Below are 19,627 nucleotides of genomic sequence, written 5' to 3'. Positions count from 1 at the left end.
GCAGCCAAACTTAGGAAGCCTGATACATGAAGACCCCGAGTGTTGAAAGCGGGCAATCCTGGTTTCTACGCAATCGCATGAGCCTGCTGACCGTCGCAATCGTCGCAGCTTATGCGCTTTTCATCGAATGGTTCTGGGGCTGGGCGGTCATATTACAGCAATGGGCCGCCGTCGGTCCACGGCCGATCATCGGCGCGCTGATCCTGCTGACCAGCACCTATTTCCTCCGGACATGGCGTATCTACGACTATTTCCCCCGGGAGACGGTGGGCCGGTTTGCAGCGCTCTTCCGCGTCACGCAGATCCATAACCTCTTGAATATCATGCTGCCCTTCCGCGCCGGCGAGACCAGCTTTCCAGTGCTGATGCGCACCGAATTCGGCATTCCGCTGACGCGCGGCACCTCGGCGCTGCTCGTCATGCGGCTGCTCGACCTGCATGCGCTGCTTGCCGCCGCCGGCATGGGTTTTGCTGCCGAAGCCTCTAATCGGGCGCTTGCATGGCTGGTCTGGGCGCTCTTCCTGCTTCTGCCGGTCTTCGCCTTTGCTGCCCGCAAGCCATTGCTGCGCCTCGGCGCTAGGCTCGCGCCGCACAAGGCACAGGCACTGCTTCATGAAATCGAGAACGGACTGCCCGTCGATGCAGTCGCCTTTGCCCGTGCCTGGGCGATGACGGTCGTGAACTGGCTGGTCAAGGTTCTGGTGCTCGCCTGGGCGCTCGGTCTGATGGGCGTCATGCCTATGGCTGCAAGCTTCGGCGGCGCGCTCGGCGGCGAGCTGTCCTCGGTGCTGCCGGTGCATGCGCCCGGCGGCGTCGGCACCTATCCGGCGGGCATTACCGCTGGCGCGGTCGCCTTCGGCGCATCGAGTGAACGCTCGGCGCTGGATCTATTGGCACAGGCAAGCGTCAACGCGCATCTCCTGATCATCGTTTCCGCCCTGACCGGTACGGCGATCTCGTTGCCCCTCGGCCGCCGCCGCCAGATCAGGTCCTAGAGCCTTTCCTAACCAGGAAGGGCTCTAAGCTCCGCAATACGCTTGCGCAGAAAGACCCGTTCCGGCTCCTGCCGGCAGAATGCCAGTGCCGTCTCGTAAGCTCCAATCGCTTCGGCCTTGCGGCCGAGCCGGCGCAGGAAATCCGCCCGTGCCGAGTGGGCCAAGTGATAGGCTGAAAGCTGCCCCTTGGCGATGATGGCATCGACAAGCGCAAGCCCTTTTTCCGGCCCCTCCGTCATGGCGATTGCGACCGCGCGATTGAGCTCGGCGATATCGGAAGGATGGGCGGCAATCAGCAGATCGTAATAGAAGGCGATCCGGCGCCAATCCGTTTCCTCTGTTCTGGCGGTCTTCGCATGTTCGGCGGCGATTGCCGCTTGGACGGTATAGACGCCGATCTCTGGTGTGCGCATGGCGATCGCAAGCAGCGAAAGCCCTTCGGAAATCATGCCGCGGTCCCAGTACGAGCGATCCTGATCGGCGAGCAGCACCAGCGCCCCGTCGCTATCCTGCCGGGCAGCACGGCGCGATTCCTGCAGCAGAAGCAGCGACAGAAGGCCCGCGACATCCGGATGCGGCAGCAGGGCCGCGAGCAGCCGAGCTAGCCGGATCGCCTCTGCCGTCAGGTCGGCGCGTACGATCGTATTGCCTGAGGATGCCGAATAGCCTTCGTTGAAGACGAGGTAGATGACATGCAGCACCCGGTCGAGCCTTTCGGGCAGCTCGGCACCAGCAGGCACTTCATAGGGAATCTTCTCCGTCTTGATCCGGTTTTTGGCGCGCACGATGCGCTGGGCGACAGTCGGGGCCGGAACCAGAAAGGCGTGGGCGATCTCTTCCGTCGTCAGTCCGCAGACCTCACGCAAAGCCATTGCCATCTGCGCATCGGCGGCAAGGGCCGGATGGCAGCAGATGAAGATCAGCCGCAGCATGTCGTCCTCGATCGGTTCCATGTCGCCGATTTCCGTTTCTGTGCCGCCAGGGTAAAGCCCGTCTTCGATATGCTGCAGCGAGGCATTGAAGCGTGCCCGCCGCCTGAGATGATCGATCGCCTTGAAGCGGCCGGTCGAAACCAGCCAGGCGATGGGATTGTTGGGCATGCCGTCGACCGGCCATGTCCGCGCAGCCGCCGCAAAGGCGTCATGCAGCGCCTCCTCCGCCCGGTCAAAATCGCCGAGCAGGCGGATCAGCGTTGCCAGAACCCGGCGCGAATGCTGGCGGTAAATATCCTCGATCACCTGCTCCAAAATTGAATCCTCACGGCGGCAGGGTGAGTATTCTCACCGGCCGTAATTCAATCGCCCCGAAACGGACGCTTGGGATGCCCGCAACAACCTTGCGCGCTTCTTCGAGATCGGCCGCCTCGATGATGTAGATGCCGGCCAGATGTTCCTTGGTCTCGACATAGGGGCCATCGGTCGAGGACAGAACGCCTTGGCGCACTCTCAGCACCGAGGCGCTGTCAGGTCCTTCCAGTGCATCGGAATGGATCATGATACCGTTGCGCTCAAGCTCTTCGTCGTACCGGAAATGCGCCCTCACGAGTTCGTCGCCTTCTGCCGGGCTGAGCGTACCGTCCGTATCGGCGGAATTATAGATGAGACAGACGAAGCGCATGGCCTACCTCCCATCCTTGATCGAATAGGCCGGCCGGATTTCGATTGATGCATATTTGAGGATCGGGAAGGTGGAGATAATCGACTGTGCTTCCGCCATATCCTTGGCTTCGATCACCACGAAGCCGCCTAGATGCTCCTTGATTTCGGCGAAGGGGCCATCTGTCGCGGCGACGGTGCCGTTGCGAACGCGCAGCGTCACGGCCTGCTCCGGCTCGTAAAGCGCCAGCGCGCTGAGCATATGGCCGCTGGCGCGCCATTGGTCGTCGCTGACGATGCATTCCTGCGTGACTGCGGCCCATTCCTCCGGCGTCACTTTGCTGCTCTTTTCGGTATCGAACCAGATCTGACCCAGAAACTTCATGGCATGACCTCCTCAGCCGAATTCATGAATGGGGCGAACTTCGATCGCGCCAAGCTTTGCCAGCGGAATGCCGGCCGCAACCCGGATCGCATCGTTGAGATCCTTGGCTTCGATCAGGATGAAGCCGCCGAGCGCTTCCTTTGTCTCGATGAAGGGACCATCGGTCACCGACATCTCGCCGCCGCGCACGCGGACGGTAACGGCCGATTGCGGTGGCTGCAACGCCTGGGCAACGATCAGGTGGCCGCTGCCGGCCAGGTCACGATCGTAGCCAAGCGAATCCCCGTCGAGCTTGTTCTTCTCCTCATCGGACATCGCCGACAGCATCGAGCCGTCGAACCAGACCTGGCATAGATATTTCATTCCTCTGTCCTCCACGCTGCGCGTCCACAGCCTTTGGACGAGCAGCCTATGCGCTTTTCGACAGGGAAGAAAAAAATCTTTTAGCGGGAATGAATGTCGAAAGGTCGAGGCGGCATTCGACAAAGCTCCATCTGAGACATTGAGGAGATGGGCAATGAGCATGCTTGAAATCGGAATAGCACATCTGATCGTCGCACGCGGTGCACGCAAGATGCCGCCGCTTGAGAATGCCGAAGCGATAAGGGTGCTTCTGAGGACCGGGATTGCGCTGGCGGCGTTTGCCGGCCTTGTCGAGGCGCTGCAGCTCGCCGCGAGTGTCTAGACCAGAGATCGGGAAGCCCGTCTGATAAGGACGGGCCGCCCTTGATATCTTACTGGAATGCCGTCTCGAAGAAGCTGCGCAGCTTGCGGGAATGCAGGGCTTCCGTCGGCATGGCAGCGAGTTTCTGGATCGCGCGGATACCAATCTGCAGATGCTGGTTCACCTGCGTGCGGTAGAAGGCGGTCGCCATGCCCGGCAGCTTCAATTCGCCATGCAGCGGCTTATCGGAAACGCAGAGCAGCGTTCCATAGGGCACGCGGAAGCGGAAGCCGTTGGCGGCAATCGTTGCCGATTCCATGTCGAGCGCGATGGCGCGGGCCTGCGACAGGCGCTTCACCGGGCCTGCCTGATCGCGCAGTTCCCAGTTGCGGTTGTCGATCGTGCCGACCGTGCCGGTGCGCATTATGCGCTTCAGCTCGAAGCCTTCGTAACCGGTGATCTCGGCAACTGCGGCTTCCAGCGCCACCTGCACTTCGGCCAGTGCGGGGATCGGCACCCAGACTGGAAGGTCGTCGTCCAGCACGTGGTCTTCGCGCATATAGGCATGCGCCAGAACATAGTCGCCGAGCCGCTGGCTGTTGCGCAGTCCGGCGCAATGGCCGAGCATCAGCCAGGCATGCGGGCGCAGCACGGCCACGTGGTCTGTGATCGTCTTGGCGTTGGACGGGCCGACGCCGATATTGATCATGGTGATCCCGGCATGCCCCTTCTTCTTCAGGTGATAGGCCGGCATCTGCGGCAGGCGGGCAAGCGTGGCATCCGTTTCCGGGACGCTCGATCCCGCCAGCGTGACGATATTGCCGGGTTCCACGAAGGCCGTGTAGCCATCGCCGCCCTCAGCCATCAGCTTGCGCGCCCAGGAGCAGAACTCGTCGATATAGAACTGATAGTTCGTAAACAGCACGAAGTTCTGGAAATGCTCGGCACCTGTCGCCGTGTAGTGCGACAGGCGGGCGAGCGAATAGTCGATGCGCTGCGCGGTGAAGGGCGCAAGCGGCGACGGTTCGCCCGGAGGCGGCAGGTATTCGCCATTGGCGATCAGGTCATCCGTGATGTTGAGGTCGGGCGTATCGAAAAGATCGCGGAGCGGGACATCGACGAAAGCCGAAGCCGATGCTTCCACATGCGCACCTTCGCCGAAAGCGAAGTGCAGCGGGATCGGCGTCGACGATTCTGAAACGACGACCGGCACATTATGACTCTTCATCAGAAGCAGCAGCTGCTCCTTCAGGTAATGCTTGAAGAGCTTAGGCCGAGTGATCGTCGTCGTATAGACGCCCGGCGCCGTCACATGGCCGTAGGACAGACGGGAGTCGACATGGCCGAAGCTGGCCGTCTCGATGCTGACCTGCGGGTAGAAGGCGCGATAGTGGCAGGTGATAGGCGCACCCTGGGCGAGCTTCGTGAAGCTCTCGATCAGGAAAGAGGTATTGCGCTCGTAAAGCGCCGTCAGCGCTTCCACAGCCTTTGCCGGATCGTCGAAGGTTTGCGGCTCGAAAGGGGGAGGGGACGAAATATCGAAAGCGGATAGTGGATAGATTCGTTTGCTCATGAGGTATTATAGAGGGTTGTTTTTAACAAGCAAACGACGCGCAAGGGCTGAGACCCAGATATTTTTCCCGATATTTCCAGATCTCAGCGGATAGCGGTGCAGAAACCGCCGGTGCTTTCAAGGCACGTATAGTTCGCGCCGAAATGCGACTGCTGCGCGCCGCCGGCGCCGGTGCGTACGACCACCGCCGAAAACGAGATCGCGAAGATCGCCGCAAAGAGCGTTATGATTGTAAACCGTCTCGCTAGAATGAACACGTCCACGTCCTTACCCCGATATGCGCCCTTCATGGTCCTGTTTTGCCATGACGCTGCTGAACGGGTGCTGAGATGGCGGTTCATTTGGCGTTCAGTTTCCGAGGCCGGCTAAGGTTCTCGAAGACCGTTCTTCAAAGACGTGTCCATGTCTGAGATTTGCAGAGGACGTTCATCACGCAGCCCTTCAGCCTCAGAGAGCTGCCGGAAATGTTGCCAAAACCGCTGTAGGTCTTGTCGTCGGAGGGATCGGTGATCTCCCCGTTGTAGCTACCGCCGGTTCCGGCCAGCGTGCCGATCTTCTTGCCGGCATATTTGCCCGACTTCAGCGTAATGCAGTATCCGCCGCCGCAAGGGGCAATCACTGCCGTATCGCCGGCGACAGTCTTCCACTTGCCGACAATAGGTTCTTCGGCCTGGGCAAGGCCCGCCGCAAGTGCCAGCGCGCTGGCGAGAACGAGGGTACGGATCATCTCTTCCTCCATGAGATATGAATTGGCGCGAAAATAGCTAACGCGAACGTAAAGGTAAACACGCCGCAGAAGCACCGGAAATCCGGCTTTCGCCTCCAGTTTTTCTGCTGACAGCCTGATCCGGGCTGATTTCATGGTAAATAAATCCTCAATTTCCAAATCCTAACATTCTGTAAAAGACGTGCGAAAATCCTTAATTGGCAGGGATTCTGATGTTTAACAAAAACCCAATTTTACCAAGCATTTGCACTTTGTTTGCGTCAAATTAATCATGCATTTTAGGCGTTTTTTGAAAGCCGTTTGACATAGTGAGCCCATCAAACGAGCGGGGTTAACCCGCCGGACCGGAGAGGCCGAAAGCCGCAGAAGACGGCAAGGCTCGAAGGTAAAACAGGGTACGTCTTAACAGGCTAACAGGGATAGAACCGATGGCACGCTTTGAAATGCACAATGCTGAAATGGCCACCATGGGTGGCGATAACAACAGCGCCGATGTCTTCTGCGAAATGGGTCTGATGTATGCGACCGGCCGAGGTTGCGAGATCGATCTCGTCGCCGCTCACAAGTGGCTGAACATCGCCGCAATCAAGGGCAACGACCGCGCTGCCGAGCTGCGCGCCGATGTCGCCGCGTCGATGAGCAAGATGCAGCTTGCATCTGCGCTCCGTGCCGCCCGCGAATGGATGACGATCCACTAAAGCATGTCGCGCAAAAGTGCGCAGCGGTTTTGCGATAACGACATGCGCTTTACGGGCCGTCTCCCGAGAACACGGCAATAACAGAATAACAACCTCAAAAGAGGGGAGCTGGCGGGGCGCTTCGGACGGGGCCGATGCCAGGAGAAGGAAACCGCGACCGGCTTGTCCTCTGCCGGCCGCGGTTTACCCGTTTGAAGCGTTCCAGCAAAACGGCGTGGCGGTTTTACGTCCGGAATTACGCAAAGCAATCGGCTTCAGCCGAGCTTCTTCAGCACCAGCGGCAGGGCCTCTTCGAGCAGGGCCATATCGGCTTCCGGTCCGACACTGACGCGGATGCAGCGGTTCAGCGGCGCCACCCCCGGCATGCGGATGAAGACGCCGTGTTCCATCAGCCCGTCGACGATCGCCCGCGCGTGAGCGCCATCGCGTCCAGCATCGATGGCCACGAAATTGGTGGCTGATGGAAGCGGCTGCAGGCCGTTCGCCCGGGCGATATCAGCGATCCTGTCGCGTGCGGCATGGATCTTATCGATCACCTCGGAAAGATAGGCCTGATCCTTGAGCGCGGCGAGGGCTGCGACCGTTGCCAGCCGGTTCATGCCGAAATGGTTGCGGATCTTGTCGAAGGCCTGCGCCGTGCCCGGTGTGGAAATGACATAGCCGACGCGAGCGCCGGCAAGCCCGTAGGCCTTGGAGAATGTACGGGTGCGCACGATGTTCGGCAGATCGATGAGTGAGGCGATCGACGGCAGGGAGGAGGCCGGACCGGTCTCGTTATAGGCTTCGTCGAGGATCATCATGCAGGTTTCCGGCAGGGCGCGCGCAAAGGCGACGATCTCTTCGGCATCCCACCAGCTTCCCATCGGATTGTCGGGATTGGCGAAATAGACGAGCGGCGCATTCTCGCGCTTGACCGCATCGAGCAGCGCATCGAGATCCTCCCGGTCGCCGGCATAGGGAACGGTGACCAGCCGGCCGCCGAAACCGTTCACATGGAAATTGAAGGTCGGATAGGCGCCGAGGGAGGTGACGACAGTGCCGCCGGGCTCGATCACCAGCCGCACGATCTGGCCGAGCAATTCGTCGATACCGCCGCCGATGGCGATATTGGCCGGTGTCACGCCGAGATGGGCGGCGAGCGCTTCGCGCAGCGCGTAATTTTCCGGATCGTTATATTTCCAGATATCGCCGGCCTGTTCCCGCATGGCGGCAAGGACCGAGGGGGCCGGGCCGAAGCCGTTTTCATTGGCGCCGATGCGCGCTTCGACCTTCAGTCCGCGCTGGCGCTCGATGGCCTCGGGGCCGACAAAAGGAACGGTGGAGGGCAGGGCGCTGACAAGGGGCGTGAAGCGCGAGAAGGCAGACATGCGACGGCAATTTCCCAGAATTATTGAAAAAGCGGCGCAACAATAGGCTCTCGTCCTGCCAAGGCAAGCAAGATTATTTTTCGTTCGATACAGCTCAGATGCGGCTGCCGTTCCGGCGCGCGTCGATCGCTTCCACGTTGCCGATCATGAAATCGGCGCGCACTACCTTGCGTAGAACGTCCTGCTCGATCAGGTTGATGAAGCGAACGCCGATACGCTCGTTGTGCCGATAAACTTCGGCGCAGCCGATGCGGTAGGCAAGGCCCAGAATGTTCAGATAATAATGCTTGGGCAGGCCAGCAGTGGTCGAAACGACGAAGGTTGCGCCGCCCTGAGAAATCTCGAGGATTTCGGCGCTCCGCATCGAAATCCCGGTCAGACAGGGGCGAACGGCGACGATGCGGGCCGGCCGCTTGACGTTGAATTCCTCCCAGCGAATGTCATAGACAGCCGACTTCACTGTAGCGAGGTGTGTTGCGCGGAGCATTTCCATTTCGCATTCTCCGTCAGACAGCTCAAATTTCAGGCTGCTCGACAGAGGCTCACACGAATGTTTTTCACATTCGTCAAATATAGAACTACAATTTTAACGAGTTTGAATTTTGTACGTTAGCGGCACATCTATTGTGCCCTCTTGGGAATAAACCGTCGTCGCTCAGGCGAGCAATCCTACCGCGCAGTAGCCTCCAGCAGCACAAGTGCCGTCGGAAAGGTAGGCTAGGCCATGTCTGCCATGCTCATGGCAAGCGCCGGCTCTTCAATGTCGACAAATTAGCGGTGTCATAGGCTGCATAAGCCGCCGGTCTCAAAATGAAACCATATGCAAGCTGGCTGACGTCGGATCGCCAATAGTTCTTTTTCAGCAGAGTTTTCCCGAACTCTTTCAATTGCCGGGCGTTTTTCCCCCTAGCATCGGCCTGAAAATCGGAATCCTTTTCGAGAAAGCACGATGCACAGATTCAGAGCGTCCTGTGCCTGTCCAGATGGACGTATGGCGTTCTGGATGATGCGCTGCTGCCAATCATGAAAGCGAGGAAACTCAAATGACAGACGTCAAAGTTCCCTGGGAATCCTGGGTCGTTGTCTGCGATGGTGCCAAAGCCTTGATCCTGCAGAATGCCGGTGACGCGGAACTCATGAACCTTCAGGTTCGTGAAACCCTGACGCAACCCAATCAGCCGACCCGCGAAATCGGTACCGACAGGCCGGGCCGATCCTATGCGCCGGATGGCACGAGCGGCAGCGCCATGGAGGAGACCAACTGGCAGGACCAGGCGGAAGAAGAATTCCTGAAGGAGGTTGCCGAAAAGCTCGACGAACTGGTGCATGAGAAGGAAGCAAGCCGCATCGTTCTCGTCGCTCCGCCGCGGGCTCTCGGCGCGTTGCGCCCTAATCTCAGTGCGGAGGCGCAGGCGGCGATCTCGGCGGAAGTGGCGAAGGATTACACCAACCTTCCCGTCGATGAGATCGAGCGGCATCTCGCCGCTTGATCGCCGTCATGCATCAAAACGCGGGTCGCAAGGCTCGCGTTTTATGCGTCGAGAAGGCTCGATATCAGAGGCTGGCTTCGAAGCTCAAGCGCAGGACGTGATGCAGGAATTCGGGGTTCAGCAGCATGTTGAAGCTGATCGTCACGAATTCGCCTTCGCGCTTGACCATGGTCGAGCCGATCTCGTCGCGGATGCCGAGGATTTCCAGGAAGAAATGCAGCGGCATGTCCAGGTTGGGGCTGACTTCCAGCAGCGCGCCAGCAAGCGTGATCGTGCGGATCAGGCAACGGACCTGTGTGCCGGTGCTCAAGTGGTGGCCGACGAAGATGATGTTGCCGGGCCGGTCGAGGTTGAATTCCTTATAAGCCTGTTCGGGCTTGGGATGTTCTGTGTCGAGGTGCATCTGAAAGGCCATATCAGCCTCCGCTTGTTGTACGATCGGATTTTAACGCAGGATTGCTCACATCTGCTGAACAACATCTTTAAAAATTGAGAGCTTGTGCGAAATCTATTGGCAAAACGCATTTATCGCGGGCAATACTGTTCAGAATCTGCCCAATTTTTCGCCATCGCTATGCCGCCATTGACTTGCGGCCTGTCGTCGCGCATAGAGAAGCCGGTTCGAGGCACCGGCCGCTCGCGGATGAAGATCCATGGTGAAGCCTCGCGATCATGGTCACAGCCCCTGTGCATGCTGACTGACGGCAATGCGAGCCCCCCTGACAGTCGAATGGCATGCCTTTGAAAGGCTGAACCTATGACTATGACTTACCCTGCGGTCGACGAGCTGAAGGCCCAGGCAAAACGCCTGCGCCAAGCCATGACTGAGCGCGGCAGTGAAATCACCCACGGCGCCGCTCTGGAACTGATCGCCCGCCAATATGGCGCGCGCGACTGGAACACGCTCTCTGCCCTTGCTGCCAAGCCGAACGACAAACCGTCGTCACCGATCTTCGTCGGCGCCCATGTCAGCGGCCGCTACCTGAACCAGCACTTCACCGGCAAGGTTCTCGCGCTTTCCGCCATCCCCGGCAGCGAGTTCTACAGGATCACCATTCATTTCGATGAGCCTGCCGATGTCGTGACCTTCGAGAGCTTCTCGGCCTTCCGCCAACGCATCCATGCCCAGATCGACGAGAACGGTGTTTCGCCGCGCAAGACTTCGAACGGTCTGCCGCACCTCGTTCTCGATATCTGATCGCCTTGTTGCCGCCCGTAACGCCCGGAATCCGTCCATGACCTCTCGTTCAGAAGCCAATGCCTTTCTGACTGGCCCGCTGCCCGCGGTCTTTGCCCGCACCGCGCTGCCAATCGTCCTCATCACCACCATCAATGGCCTCTTTGCCGTGGTGGATGCCTATTTCCTCGGCGCCTATGTCGGGGCAGGCGCACTCTCAGCCGTGACCCTGATCTTCCCCGGCCTCATGATGCTCTTCGCCCTGCAGTCGCTCGTTTCGAACGGCATGGCGAGCATCCTTGCCCGCGAGCTTGGCGGCGGCAATCGCGATGCGGCACGGCGCACCTTCGCAGCCGCCCATATGCTGGCGATCGTCGTCGTGCTTCTCGTCAACGTCATCTATTGGATCGTCGGCCGGCACATCGTCAACAATGCCGCGGCGGGTGATCTCGCCGTTGCCGAAAATGCCCGCACCTTCATGGCCATCATGGTCGGTGCCGCACCCGTCGCTTTCTTCCTGTCGCTCAATATCGATGCCTTGCGCAGCGAAGGCCGGATAGGCTTCATGACCATGGTGATGCTGGCCGCGACAGTGCTGAACATTGCCGCCAACTGGTTTTTCATGGCGATCCTTGGATGGGGTGTGGCGGGCTCGGCGCTCGGCTCGGTGCTCGCACAGGCAATCTGCCTTGCTGCAGTGCTGATCTATCGCTGGCGCAATGATAGCGCCCTGCGTCCGGCTGCCCGCTTTTCGTTTTCCGATTGGCGGCCGATCCTGGCGCTCGGTGCGCCGATGAGCCTTGGCTTCATCGGCATCTCGCTCTCATCGGCGGCAGTCATCTTTAACCTTTCGGTCTGGGGCGAGCGGGATTATGTCGCGACGGTCGGCGCTTACGGCATCATCACCCGTGTCATGACCGTCGCCTATCTGCCGCTGCTCGGCCTCAACATCGCCTTTCAGACGATCTGCGGCAATAATTACGGGGCCGGCCTTTCGGTACGCGTCGGCCGCAGCCTGCAGATCGCCCTGATTGCCGCGCTCGTCTACTGCACCGGCGTGGAGATCACGGTCGAACTGCTGGCAACCCGTTTCGGTCATATCTTCGTCGACGATCTTGTCGTCATCGCCGAGGTCTCCCGCATCTTGCCCTGGACAGTCGGCGCCTATTTCCTGTTCGGTCAGATGATCGTGCTGTCCGGTTATTTCCAGGCGATTGGCGATGCTAAGCGAGCCGCGATCTTCGGTCTGTCGCGGGCTTATCTCTTCGCGCTGCCGCTGACATTCCTGCTGCCGCATGGCTTCGGCGAGATGGGCATCTGGATGGTTCCGGTCTTTGCCGAAGCCTGCATGTTCCTGCTGGCTTTTATTGTCCTTAGCCGGAACTCGAGGCGACTCGGCTGGCGTTATGGGCTATTGCCCGCCTGAGGGTGCCGCCGCTTCAGCAAAATTCCGTAAAACAAAGAGATAAGGCCGCGCCTGCAGGGCGCGGCCCTGTTTTCAATCCTTGCTGGCTGCGGGCGTGGATGCCGTGGCGGCCTTCGCTTCCCCGAGTGCCTGCGCGCATTCCTCGCAGCAGACCTCAACGGTCTTGCCGCCGAGCTTGACGCTGATGGCGTCCGGTCCGAGTTCGCAGTCACAGGCAGCGCATGTGGTCTTCTTCATCTGGTGATCCTCCTTTCAGTGCCCGTCCGGGGCAGGATCATAAGACCATCGAAAGCCTTCCCGCCGCTGTCGAATTCTTTAGCGACTTTAAGCCCGAAGCCGCGTTGCGCGTTGGAACTCCGCCGGTGTCTGACCATAGGTCTGGCGGAAGGATGAGGTGAAATGGCTGTGGCTGGAAAAGCCGAGATCGAGCCCTAGCGCCGTCAGATCCTCATACTCGGCGAGAAGATCGAGCGCGCGGGCAAGCCGAAGCCGGAGCTGGTAGCGATAGAGCGGAATAGCCTCTACCTGCTGGAAGACCTGTGTGAGATAAACAGGTGAAACGCCGACCTCCGTGGCGATATCAGCGAGCGTCCAGCGTCGCGCGAGATCAGAGGAGAGCACGAGCTTCGCCCGGTCGACAAGCTTCTGTCGCCCGGCGCTGGCACCCGCTGCATGCGAGGTGCGCTCGCCGAGAGAGCGGTGCACAAGGGTTAGCGCCAGCGTTTCCGCCTCCAGCGTCTCTGCGGCACCACGGCGTAAGCCATGGCGAAGAAGCGCAACGAGCGCCTGTGCGCGCGGATCGATACGACGGCGCTGGCGTTTGAAACCGAACAGCTCACCGGCCTGCACCTGATCCCTCGGTGCAAGCTCGGCAAGCAGGGCCTGATCGATCGACAGATCGATGCAGGCATCGCCACCGTCGACGGGATGGCTGATGCGGTATCCTTGCCCGGCATTGAAGAACAACATCTGATTGGCTTCTGCCACAGTGTCATTGCGCCCGACATGGCGCATGAAGACGCCGCGATAGGGATAGACGAGGCTGGTCTTATGCGCGCATTCCTCATCGCTCTTGTGACGGCATTCGCCATTGCAGACAACGTCACGGATCGCGACAGTCTTCGTCTTCAAGAGCAATGCGGTCGAAAATTGCGACATCGGTCTTTCCGGGTTTTTGCGCGGCGAGCGTTGCCCGCCGCATCACCCTATCACAATCCCTTGTTGTTCCAGTAGTGGCTTGAGACATGCACGTCACTTTCGATCTGGCCGCGGGAGAGGCCAATATCCTTCAGCTGATCGTCGGACAGTTCCATGACGGCACTGCGGCGGCGCTGCTCGGCGAGTTTGCGCGCCATCCAGCGGAATCCGTCAGCAAGGCCGGCAATAAGCCTGGATTGCGGCGTTTCCGTCTGGCGGTTGGTCTGAGTGCAGAATGTAAGATCTGGGCTGCGCATGGTGTTCCTCCATCCATTGCGTTTGGATGGAGGCATTGAACCATCTGCACGGCCCGCCCGCTGTCAGAATATTTAGCGATCTGCCGCCGTATCAGGCTTTCAGCAGCCACTCATGCTCAGGCGCATTGTAAAACTTCCAGATGCGCTTCGGCCCTGCCATGACATTGAGATAATAGAGATCATAGCCATGCGTTGCCGCACACGGGTGATAACCCCTGGGCACCAGCGTCACGTCGCCGTCTTCCACCACCATCGCCTCATCGAGCGAGCGGTCGTCGGTATAGACGCGCTGGAAGCCGAAGCCCTGCGGCGGGTTGAGCCGGTGGTAATAGGTCTCTTCTAGCAGGCTTTCGTGCGGAAGGTTGTCCTGATCATGCTTGTGCGGCGGATAGGAGGAGGTGTGGCCACCCGGCGTGATCACCTCGACGACGAGCAGCGAATGTGCCGAACTATCGTCTTCCGGCATGATATTGTTGACGTAGCGCACGTTGGTGCCCTTGCCGCGGGTCAGCGGCGGATGTGTGCCGGGCGGAATGGCCTTGGCCTCATAGGTGCCGCCGCCGGGTGCCGAGCAGACGGCAAGCTCAAGATCCGTCTCGGCCGTGACAGACCATGCCGATTCCATTGGGATATAAAGAGCATGCGGCGCGCCGTCGAAGGGGCTCATGCGCTCGCCAAGCGTGCCGAAATCCTTCGTGCCGGCCGAAGCCTTGCCCTTGCCGCTCACCCAGACGAGGCAGACTTCCCGCTCGCCGGTTTCGCCGGAGGCCGTCTCGCCCGGTTTCAGGCGGTACAGGTCGAAGCCGACATAGGTCCAGCCGGCGTTTTCCGGCGTGACATGCGTGACTCGGCCATTCTTGCCAGACGGTTTCACCTTGAGATTTGGCATTGGTGTTTCTCCTCCGTTACCTGGAAAATTCCCCTCCCCAACCCTCCCCACAAGGGGGAGGGGCTAAGTCTCACGCACCGTCTCCCTCCACATCCCCGCAGTGACTTTTGCAAAGATCGCTTGTGGCACTTATGGGGAGGCTCGTTCGGCCCCTCCCCCTTGTGGGGAGGGGTTGGGGAGGGGTCTTTCTGTTCCGTTACCCCTTCGGGAAACCTTCCGTCTCCACCGTATAACCAGCCGCCGTCATCACCCGCATCAATTCGGCATGACCGATCTCCGCCATCTTCTGCGGCGGTGCCTTGCGCGGATCCTGCTCGGCCTCGACGACGAACCAGCCTTCATAACCGTAATCGGCGAACCGCTTGACGATCGCGCCGAAATCGAGCGAGCCGTCGCCCGGCACGGTGAAGGCGCCGAGCGCCACCGCATCGAGGAAGGATTGCTTGCTGCGATCGAGCCCCTCAACGACGGCCTTGCGGATATCCTTGACGTGCACATGGTTGATGCGCGCGTGGTGGTTGTCGATCGCGCGCAGCACGTCGCCGCCGGCAAAGGCGAGATGTCCGGCATCGAGCAGCAACGGAATGCCTTCGCCTGAATTCTTCATGAAGGCGTCGAGTTCCGGCTCGGTTTCCACGACTGCGGCCATATGGTGGTGGTAGGAAAGCGGCATACCCTGATCGGCGCACCATTCGCCGAATTCGGTGACGCGGCGCGCATAGGCCTTCATCTCGTCATCGGCAAGGCGCGGCTTGGTCGCGAGCGGCTTGGAGCGATCGCCCTGGATGGAGCGGCCGACTTCGCCATAGACGATGCAGGGCGCATTGACGGCCTTGAAGAGCTCGATCATCGGCTGGATGCGGTCCTTGTTGGCCGCAAGTTCCTCATTGACCAGCGTGCCGGAGAACCAGCCGCCGCAGAGCGTCACATCGGCCGCGCGCAGGATCGGCAGCATTTCCTGAGGATTGCTGGGGAAACGGCGACCCTGCTCCATGCCGGTAAAGCCGGCGGTGCGCGACTGCCGCAGGCATTCTTCGAGGGATACATCGTCGCTGAGTTCGGGAAGGTCGTCGTTCCACCAGGCGATGGGCGACATGCCGAGCTTGGCCTTCATCTATGGTCTCCTTGAAAATAGTGTGGAGGAGCGTTTCCGCTCCTCCAGAAAATTGAGAATGATCGATCAGCCGACGCGCTGGGCCGCGCGTGCTTTCACATAGGCTTCGTGCGCCTTGTTGACCTCACCACGAGGGCTGACTTCCGGCACCGCGACATCCCACCAGTGGCCACCGGCATCGGTCGTGATCAACGGATCGGTGTCGATGACGAAGACCGAGGTGCGATCGTTTTTCTTTGAATCGGCGATCGCCTGTTCGAGCTCGGCAATCGAGGACACCTTTACCGCGATGGCGCCCATCGCTTCCGCATGCGCGCGGAAATCGATCTCCGGCATGACCTCGTGATAGGCGTCCTTCAAGAGATTGTTGAAGTTGGCGCCGCCGGTTGCCATCTGCAGGCGGTTGATGCAGCCGTAACCTCGGTTATCGAGCAGCACGATATTGAGCTTCAAGCCGAGCATGACCGAGGTCGCGAGCTCGGAATTCAGCATCATGTAGGAACCGTCGCCGACCATGACGACGACTTCCTTTTCCGGATGCGCCATCTTGGCACCGAGGCCGCCGGCGATTTCATAGCCCATGCAGGAGAAGCCGTATTCCATGTGGTAGCTGCCGGGAACGGTGGCCGGCCACAGCTTGTGCAATTCGCCCGGCAGACCGCCGGCGGCGCAAAGCAGCGTGGTCTTCTCGCCGCCGATCGAGCGAGCGACCGCGCCGATGACCTGCGCATCGGAGGGCAGGGCGGCATTGGTGGTGCCCATGGCCTTGGCGGCAGCCTCCATCCAGATGTTCTTTTCCCTAGCAGCCTTCTCGGCGAGTGCCGCCGGCGCCTTCCAGCCGGAGAGACCCGCAGAGAGCGCCTTCAGCCCTTCGCGGGCATCGGCGACGAGCGGATGGCTGTCATGCTTCAGCGCATCATAGGCTGCGATATTGAGGCTGAGCAGCTTGAAACCTTCATTCTTGAAGAGCGCCCAGGAGCCCGTCGTGAAATCCTGGCAGCGCGTGCCGACGGCAATCACCAGATCGGTTTCCTCGGCGATGGCATTGGCGGCCGAGGTGCCGGTCACCCCCACCGAGCCGAGCGCCAGCGGATGGCGCTCGTCGATCGCCGATTTGCCCGCCTGCGTCACGACGACGGGAACGCCGTGTGTCTCGGCAAAAGCTGCAAGCTCCTTGGTCGCCTGCGAATAGAGAACACCGCCGCCGGCAACGATGACCGGCTTCTTCGACGCCTTGATCAGTGCGATCGCATTGGCAAGCTCATCGGCATCCGGCTGCGGACGGCGCACCGTCCAGACCTTCTCGTCGAACAGGCTCTCCGGATAGTCGAAGGCCTCCGCCTGAACATCCTGGCAGAGCGACAGCGTCACCGGGCCGCAATCGAGCGGATCGGTCAGCACCTGCATGGCGCGCTTCAAGGCCGTGATAATCTGTTCCGGCCGGGTGATGCGGTCGAAATAGCGCGAGACCGGGCGGAAGGCATCGTTGGCCGATACCGTGCCGTCGCCGAAATCCTCGATCTGCTGCAGCACCGGATCGGGCGCGCGATTGGCGAAGATGTCGCCGGGCAGGAAGAGGACCGGGATGCGGTTCACATGCGCCACACCAGCCGCCGTCACCATGTTCAGCGCGCCGGGGCCGATCGAGGTCGTGCAGGCCATGAAACGCTTGCGGAAGCTCGCCTTGGCATAGGCGATTGCCGCATGGGCCATGCCCTGTTCGTTATGAGCGCGGTAGGTCGGCAGTTCCTGACGCACTTGATAGAGCGCTTCGCCCATGCCCGCGACATTGCCGTGGCCGAAGATTGCCCAGACGCCGCCGAAGATCGGCACTTTCTTGCCGTCGACGATCGTCATCTGCTTTTTGAGGAAATGCGCGACGGCCTGCGCCATCGTCAAACGGATTGTCTTACTCATCGGGTCCTCCCGAACCTTCGCTCTATCTGTTCTCCTCCCCAACCCCTCCTCACAAGGGGGGGGGCTAACCTGCCGGGCTCTCCGCATTCCGCTGCAACATTTCATCCAGAGGACGCTTGCTGTGGCGTTAGGCGGTGCCCCAAGTTAAGTCCTCCCTTGTGGGGAGGGGTTGGGAAGGGGTCTAAATCTACTTCTACCGAAGCCCGCGCGTTTTCAGCCAGGCCTCTGTCAATTGTTTGAAGCGGCCTGCCATATCGGTGATCGCTTCCTCGTCATTGATCTTGCCCGAAAGCCAGCCGCGCGCCGCCTCGGCAAAGATCGTGCGACCAACCGCAAAGCCCTTGACCGAAGGGGCAGCCAGCGTTGCCTCGAATCCCCTCACCAGCTCGTCCGCAGGGGCCTCCAGCCCCAGCAGCACGATACCGCGGCACAACGGATCATTTTTGGCAATCACTGCATCGATTTTCCTCCAGGCGCCGGTCGAGGCCTGCGGTTCCAGCTTCCACCAGTCCGGCTTGATGCCGAGCGCATAAAGCTCTTCGAGCGCAGTCGAAACCGTATCATCGGTCAGCGGCCCGTTCTTGCTGGAGATGATCTCGACCAGCAACTCGCGTCCGACCTTGCGAGCCGCTTCAAAAAGCGTGCGCAGTTTCTCCTGCTGTTCCGTCTTCAAGTCGGCTGGATCGACCGGATGATAGAAGCACAGGCATTTGATGCAATGGTCGAGTGGCCATTCCACCAGTTGCGAGCCGATATCCTGACTGAATTCGAATCGCAGCGGCTTGGAACCCGGAAGCTCGACCGGGCGGCCGATCCAGGTGAAATTCTTGGTGGCTGCATCGAAGAAGGCATCGCGGCCGAAGCGCTCGTCGATCAGCATGCCGTAACCTCGACGGCCATCGGCAACGCGTGCCGCGGCTTCCACGGCAAGCCGTTTGAAGGCGACGATCTGCTTGTAATCGACGCCAAGTTCATCGCAGACACTGGTCAATTGCGAACGATGATCGACTGCCAGCGCCATCAGCAGCGGTATCTCGCCCTTGCGGGTCGAGGCCCAGTGAATATGATTGATCGCCTCGTCCTTGCGCAGCGCGCGATGTTTGCTGCCGTTCTTGAGGAAGAAGTCGAGCTCCGCCCAGGTCGGATATTCCGGCGAGCAGAGCAGCCGGGAGACGGCAAAGGCGCCACAGGCATTCGCCCAGGTGGCGCAGGTCTTAAGCGGCTCATCTTTCAGCCACCCGCGCAGCAGGCCGGACATGAAGGCGTCACCGGCGCCGAGTACGTTGAACACTTCGATCGGAAAACCCTGACCGACGATGCCGTCTTCCAGATTGTCGCTGATTGGGCCGTCATAGACGATACAGCCCATGGCCCCGCGCTTCAGCACGATGGTTGCCGGAGAGATGCGGCGGATTTCCTTCAGTGCGGCCAGAACATCGTCCGCGCCCGACGCAATCAAGATTTCTTCCTCGGTGCCGACGATCAGATCGCAGTCCGGCAGCGTCTCCTTCATCTTCGAGGACACGCGGTCGGACTTCACGTAACGCTCGAAGCCCTCGGCATGGCCGGCAAGGCCCCAGAGGTTCGGTCGGTAATCGATATCGAAGATCACCTTGCGGCCATTGGCCTTGGCAATGCGGATCGCCTTGCGCTGTGCGGCTTCCGTATTCTGGCGGGAGAAATGCGTGCCCGAGACGAGTACCGCGCGCGAGGACTTGATGAAATCCTCGTCTATATCGTCTTCGTCGAGCGCCATATCGGCGCAGTCGGACCGGTAGAAGATCATCGGCGAAACGCCTTCGGCCTCCACCGCCAACAGCACCAGCGCCGTCAACCGGTCCTTGTCCGTCTTGATGCCCTTGGTCTCGACGCCTTCGCGCGCCGACTGTTCGATGATGAAGCGGCCCATCTGCTCGGCGCCGACGCGGGTGATCAATGCCGATTTCAGCCCGAGCCTTGCCGTGCCGATCGCGATATTGGCCGGGCAGCCGCCGACGGACTTGGCAAACGAACCGATATCTTCGAGCCGTGAGCCGATCTGCTGGCCGTAGAGGTCGACGGAGGATCGGCCGATGGTGATCACGTCAAGAGACGGCTCCGGCGCGTCCGGATTCGATTGTACCATGATGTCCTCCCGCTAGTTTCTTACACGGTCC

The 19,627-nt window shown here is 60.3% G+C and carries 23 protein-coding genes; 6 read left to right on the top strand and 17 right to left on the bottom strand.

The window, feature by feature from the left end; all coding sequences use genetic code 11:
• Positions 1-26 precede the first annotated feature (26 nt).
• Positions 27-995 (top strand): lysylphosphatidylglycerol synthase domain-containing protein, encoded by a 969-nt coding sequence (locus tag FHX08_RS11295; protein WP_132650971.1) that lies wholly within the window; start codon positions 27-29, stop codon positions 993-995.
• Positions 996-1,003: 8 nt separating this feature from the next.
• Here the strand turns inward: FHX08_RS11295 and FHX08_RS11290 are convergent, their stop codons facing one another.
• Genes FHX08_RS11290 through FHX08_RS11275 form a run of 4 tightly spaced genes read right to left on the bottom strand, consistent with a single transcriptional unit; the run spans position 1,004 to position 3,338 of the window.
• Positions 1,004-2,242, bottom strand: a complete 1,239-nt coding sequence (locus tag FHX08_RS11290; protein ID WP_132650972.1) for an RNA polymerase sigma factor — start codon at positions 2,240-2,242, stop codon at positions 1,004-1,006.
• Between the two features lie 10 nt (positions 2,243-2,252).
• A complete protein-coding gene (locus FHX08_RS11285) occupies positions 2,253-2,612 on the bottom strand; it encodes a YciI family protein (protein ID WP_132650973.1) in 360 nt (119 codons plus the stop codon).
• A gap of 3 nt (positions 2,613-2,615) precedes the next feature.
• Entirely contained in the window at positions 2,616-2,975 is a 360-nt protein-coding gene (locus FHX08_RS11280) for a YciI family protein (RefSeq protein WP_132650974.1), read from the bottom strand.
• A 12-nt stretch (positions 2,976-2,987) separates the two neighbouring features.
• Entirely contained in the window at positions 2,988-3,338 is a 351-nt protein-coding gene (locus tag FHX08_RS11275) for a YciI family protein (protein WP_132650975.1), read from the bottom strand.
• A 154-nt stretch (positions 3,339-3,492) separates the two neighbouring features.
• Between FHX08_RS11275 and FHX08_RS11270 the strand changes: the two genes are divergently transcribed.
• Positions 3,493-3,660, top strand: coding sequence for a hypothetical protein (locus FHX08_RS11270; protein WP_165911814.1), 168 nt, complete (start codon positions 3,493-3,495; stop codon positions 3,658-3,660).
• A 49-nt stretch (positions 3,661-3,709) separates the two neighbouring features.
• On the opposite strand, the gene amn is transcribed toward FHX08_RS11270, so the two are convergent.
• From amn to FHX08_RS11255, 3 genes are all read right to left on the bottom strand, one after another.
• The gene (gene amn, locus FHX08_RS11265) at positions 3,710-5,212 is read right to left on the bottom strand and encodes an AMP nucleosidase (RefSeq protein WP_132650976.1); all 1,503 of its coding nucleotides are present in this window, start codon (positions 5,210-5,212) and stop codon (positions 3,710-3,712) included.
• 83 nt (positions 5,213-5,295) lie between these two features.
• A complete protein-coding gene (locus tag FHX08_RS11260) occupies positions 5,296-5,475 on the bottom strand; it encodes a hypothetical protein (protein WP_165911815.1) in 180 nt (59 codons plus the stop codon).
• A 125-nt stretch (positions 5,476-5,600) separates the two neighbouring features.
• Entirely contained in the window at positions 5,601-5,939 is a 339-nt protein-coding gene (locus FHX08_RS11255) for a DUF2147 domain-containing protein (protein ID WP_132650978.1), read from the bottom strand.
• A 428-nt stretch (positions 5,940-6,367) separates the two neighbouring features.
• Here FHX08_RS11255 and FHX08_RS11250 point away from each other — a divergent pair, with 428 nt between their 5' ends.
• Positions 6,368-6,637, top strand: a complete 270-nt coding sequence (locus FHX08_RS11250) for a sel1 repeat family protein (RefSeq protein WP_132650979.1) — start codon at positions 6,368-6,370, stop codon at positions 6,635-6,637.
• 254 nt (positions 6,638-6,891) lie between these two features.
• On the opposite strand, the gene FHX08_RS11245 is transcribed toward FHX08_RS11250, so the two are convergent.
• Positions 6,892-8,004: a pyridoxal phosphate-dependent aminotransferase gene (locus FHX08_RS11245; RefSeq protein ID WP_132650980.1), complete on the bottom strand. Its 1,113-nt coding sequence runs from the start codon at positions 8,002-8,004 to the stop codon at positions 6,892-6,894.
• Between the two features lie 94 nt (positions 8,005-8,098).
• Positions 8,099-8,497, bottom strand: coding sequence for a PilZ domain-containing protein (locus tag FHX08_RS11240; protein WP_132650981.1), 399 nt, complete (start codon positions 8,495-8,497; stop codon positions 8,099-8,101).
• Positions 8,498-9,047: 550 nt separating this feature from the next.
• On the opposite strand from FHX08_RS11240, the gene FHX08_RS11235 reads away from it, so the two are divergent.
• On the top strand, positions 9,048-9,494 hold the full coding sequence (locus FHX08_RS11235) for a host attachment protein (protein ID WP_132650982.1): 447 nt from the start codon (positions 9,048-9,050) through the stop codon (positions 9,492-9,494).
• Between the two features lie 64 nt (positions 9,495-9,558).
• Here the strand turns inward: FHX08_RS11235 and FHX08_RS11230 are convergent, their stop codons facing one another.
• The gene (locus FHX08_RS11230; RefSeq protein ID WP_132651964.1) at positions 9,559-9,897 is read right to left on the bottom strand and encodes a hypothetical protein; all 339 of its coding nucleotides are present in this window, start codon (positions 9,895-9,897) and stop codon (positions 9,559-9,561) included.
• 354 nt (positions 9,898-10,251) lie between these two features.
• Here FHX08_RS11230 and FHX08_RS11225 point away from each other — a divergent pair, with 354 nt between their 5' ends.
• Together FHX08_RS11225 and FHX08_RS11220 are read left to right on the top strand one after the other, a co-directional pair.
• Positions 10,252-10,692 (top strand): glyoxalase superfamily protein, encoded by a 441-nt coding sequence (locus tag FHX08_RS11225; protein WP_132650983.1) that lies wholly within the window; start codon positions 10,252-10,254, stop codon positions 10,690-10,692.
• A 37-nt stretch (positions 10,693-10,729) separates the two neighbouring features.
• A complete protein-coding gene (locus FHX08_RS11220; protein ID WP_132650984.1) occupies positions 10,730-12,097 on the top strand; it encodes an MATE family efflux transporter in 1,368 nt (455 codons plus the stop codon).
• A gap of 72 nt (positions 12,098-12,169) precedes the next feature.
• Here the strand turns inward: FHX08_RS11220 and FHX08_RS11215 are convergent, their stop codons facing one another.
• The 7 genes from FHX08_RS11215 to iolC all read right to left on the bottom strand — a co-directional run bounded on the left by FHX08_RS11215 (position 12,170) and on the right by iolC (position 19,596).
• Positions 12,170-12,334: a hypothetical protein gene (locus tag FHX08_RS11215; RefSeq protein WP_165911816.1), complete on the bottom strand. Its 165-nt coding sequence runs from the start codon at positions 12,332-12,334 to the stop codon at positions 12,170-12,172.
• An 87-nt stretch (positions 12,335-12,421) separates the two neighbouring features.
• Positions 12,422-13,255 (bottom strand): helix-turn-helix transcriptional regulator, encoded by an 834-nt coding sequence (locus FHX08_RS11210; RefSeq protein WP_132650985.1) that lies wholly within the window; start codon positions 13,253-13,255, stop codon positions 12,422-12,424.
• A 50-nt stretch (positions 13,256-13,305) separates the two neighbouring features.
• Complete coding sequence (locus FHX08_RS11205) at positions 13,306-13,551, bottom strand: DUF1127 domain-containing protein (RefSeq protein WP_132650986.1); 246 nt, start codon at positions 13,549-13,551, stop codon at positions 13,306-13,308.
• 91 nt (positions 13,552-13,642) lie between these two features.
• Complete coding sequence (iolB, locus tag FHX08_RS11200) at positions 13,643-14,440, bottom strand: 5-deoxy-glucuronate isomerase (protein WP_132650987.1); 798 nt, start codon at positions 14,438-14,440, stop codon at positions 13,643-13,645.
• Positions 14,441-14,636: 196 nt separating this feature from the next.
• The gene (gene iolE / locus FHX08_RS11195; protein ID WP_132650988.1) at positions 14,637-15,554 is read right to left on the bottom strand and encodes a myo-inosose-2 dehydratase; all 918 of its coding nucleotides are present in this window, start codon (positions 15,552-15,554) and stop codon (positions 14,637-14,639) included.
• Positions 15,555-15,620: 66 nt separating this feature from the next.
• Entirely contained in the window at positions 15,621-17,471 is a 1,851-nt protein-coding gene (gene iolD, locus FHX08_RS11190; RefSeq protein WP_132650989.1) for a 3D-(3,5/4)-trihydroxycyclohexane-1,2-dione acylhydrolase (decyclizing), read from the bottom strand.
• A 193-nt stretch (positions 17,472-17,664) separates the two neighbouring features.
• Positions 17,665-19,596 carry a bifunctional 5-dehydro-2-deoxygluconokinase/5-dehydro-2-deoxyphosphogluconate aldolase gene (gene iolC / locus FHX08_RS11185; protein ID WP_132650990.1) on the bottom strand — a complete coding sequence of 644 codons (1,932 nt, stop codon included), beginning with the start codon at positions 19,594-19,596 and terminating at the stop codon, positions 17,665-17,667.
• Positions 19,597-19,627: the final 31 nt, after the last annotated feature.

The sequence above is a fragment of the Rhizobium sp. BK529 genome, from assembly GCF_014194105.1.
Lineage (GTDB): Bacteria > Pseudomonadota > Alphaproteobacteria > Rhizobiales > Rhizobiaceae > Rhizobium.
This window is presented reverse-complemented; position numbering and strand designations above follow the sequence as displayed.